The 2,570-nt window shown below is 64.9% G+C and carries 3 pseudogenes; all 3 read right to left on the reverse strand.

Annotated features, from left to right (window positions below):
- Positions 1-368: pseudogene (locus AHiyo1_RS12670) on the reverse strand (protocatechuate 3,4-dioxygenase subunit beta); the annotation flags it as partial.
- A gap of 42 nt (positions 369-410) precedes the next feature.
- Positions 411-2,340 (reverse strand): annotated as a pseudogene (locus AHiyo1_RS12675) (bifunctional sugar phosphate isomerase/epimerase/4-hydroxyphenylpyruvate dioxygenase family protein).
- Positions 2,340-2,570, reverse strand: a pseudogene (locus AHiyo1_RS12680) (shikimate dehydrogenase); the annotation flags it as partial. The pseudogenes AHiyo1_RS12680 and AHiyo1_RS12675, both read right to left, overlap by 1 nt.

Consider the following 2,570-nt stretch of genomic DNA (forward strand, 5'->3'; position numbering starts at 1 on the left):
ACGATGATCCGCTCGCCCTGGGGTTCACCGTTGTGCTGGATGGTGAGGTCCGATTCCAACGCATGCACGTCCTGGTGCCCGAATGCCGGCGAGTACAGCTCGATAGTCTCCGGGTCCGCGTGGTGCAGGCTCTTGGTGGGGTGGCGCAGGATGCTGCTGCGGTACGGCGCAAAGTCCAGGCGGGGCTGGGTCTCCGGCGCGGCACCGTTCTTGAGCGCCTGGGCGTACGCTTCGCCGATGGCCTTGATCTCGGCGCTGAGATCCGCTTGGGTTTCGGCTGCGGCGTCCAACGGCGCGTGCCCGGCATGCGGTTCGGCCGCCGGTACGAGCTCGTCGTCTTGGTAGTGCCCGGCATTTGCGTCTAGCAGCACGGCCGGCTCCTTTCGGGTGGTTTCTTTCGTTGCTTCTGGTTAGTGGTGGGCGTGAAGCGAGTCGTACTGGACGGCGTGCCGCACGGGGGCGTTGGGGGCGCCGTAGCCGTCGTAATTGCCGCGGCGTTCCACCATTTCGAAGAACACGCTGCCCACCGTGGCGGTGTAGAAGTGGAGGAATTCACCGTTGGCGTCCCTGTCGTAGAGAAGGTTCAATTCCTTGAGGGTGGCCAGGAAGGCAGGATCCAAGGCGAACCGCGCATCCAGGTCCTCGTAGTAGTTGGCCGGTATCCGGAGGAAGTCGAGCCCCCGTGCCTGCGCCGCCCGGGCCGTGGCCACGAGGTCATCCACCGCGAAGGCGATGTGTTCCTGGTAGCTCTTGCGGGCGCCGTTGCCCTTCTGGCCGGGCTCCTGCTGAAGCATCGGAGCCAGGTTCAGCACCAGGCGCACGGCACGGTTGGACGTCACCATGACCTGCGAGCGCACCAGGCCGCTGGGACTCGGCACTTCGGCGAACGGTTGAGGTTCCAGCGCGAGGGCACTCGTGTAGAAAAGGACGGCCTCGTCGAAATGCTGCCACGCTGGGCCAAATTCACGTGGTCGATCACCGCTTGCGCTCCCGCTATAGGTGCTCGAGGCCTTCGCCGAATTCATGGGTCTGCCTAAATTCGCTGGTCCATGCCGCCGTCCCGTCCGGGCTGCCCTGGCACAGGAAGATCTCGGTGGAGTCCGGGGCGGCGATGCCTTGGAACACTTCCTCGTCCGCCTGCACCTTGCGTGGCACCACGGGAGCCTTGAGCTGCTGGGCGCGAGCCGAGGCAATCACCGGAGAGTCGACGTCGAACCCCAACGCCGCGATGGCGGGTTCACTGTGCGACGGCGCTTGTTCGTTGATGATGACGCGGGCGTGGCCCATGGACCACAACTGCACGTCCTTGGTCCGGTGCCGGCCGTCGAATTCGAAGCCGAGTTGGCCCAGAAGGGTTTCGAGCTGTGCGGGCTCATCGGTTTTGACTTCTGCGAAGTTGAACCCGGCCGGTTCGGCGACCTTGGGCAGCGTGGCCAGTTCCATGGGATAACGACGGCGGCCGGCTGCGTTGGCGGGCGAGTCACCAGAGACGCCTTCCGCCGCAAGGGATGCCGCTTTCGCGTCGAGCCATTTGGCGCTTTGTTCCTCAAGCCAGATCAGCGAGCGCATCGCGTCGACGGCCGTGCGCTCCACATCGGACTGGCGGAAGACGTCGTTGAAGACCTCCAGCGAGACCGGGCCGGAATAGCCCGCGCGTGCCACGTGGCCCATGAACTTGGCCAGTTCAAATTGTCCTTCGCCCGGGAACACGCGGTAATGGCGGCTCCAGGACAGGACATCCATGGAGAGTTTCGGGGCGTCGGCCACCTGGACGAAGAAGATCTTCTCAGGCTTGATGGCCTCGATGGGTGCGGTGTCCCAGTCGCGGGAAAGGATGTGGAAGGAGTCGAGGCAGGTGCCCAGGTTGGGGTGGTCCACGGTGTCCACCAAGCGGTGCGCGTGCTCGTAGTCGTTGACATACTTGCCCCAGGCCAGGGCCTCGTACGCCACTTTGACGCCGTGGTTCCCGGCCAATTCCGCCAGCCGGGATAGCTGCTCGGCCCGGAGGCTGTCGTCGTCGATCGTGGCGGTTCCCACGTTGGTGCACACCAGGATGGTGTCCATTCCGAGGCGGGACATGAGCTTGAACTTGGCATCCGCCCGGCGCAGGTTTTCCTGCAGGATGTCTTCGGAGACACTGTCAAAGTCGCGGAACGGCTGGTAGAGGTCCAGTCCGAGTCCCAGGTCAGCGGCCATTTTCCGCACGTCCTCCGGGCTAAGCGGGGAGGTGACGAGGTCCTGTTCGAAGATCTCGATGCCATCGAAGCCCGCGATAGCGCAGGCCTGCATCTTTTCCTTGAGCGTACCGGAGAGGCAGACGGTGGCGATTCCCGTGCGCATCAGTGCCCCGCCCCGGCGAGCGCCTTGTCGGCCTTGGACTCTTCGGCCCTGGATACCTCGGCGCCCACAAGCTCCAGGAAATGCGCCCGCATCCGTTCTGGATCGGCATCGCGGCCGGTGAAGATGCGAAAAGCGTCGGCGGCCTGCCCCACGGCCATGCGACCGCCGTCGAGAACGCGGCAACCCTTGGCGCGGGCCTCGAGCACCAGCTGCGTTTCGATCGGTCGGTA

It is taken from the genome of Arthrobacter sp. Hiyo1 (genome assembly GCF_001263615.2).
In the GTDB taxonomy this organism is placed as follows: Bacteria; Actinomycetota; Actinomycetes; order Actinomycetales; family Micrococcaceae; genus Arthrobacter.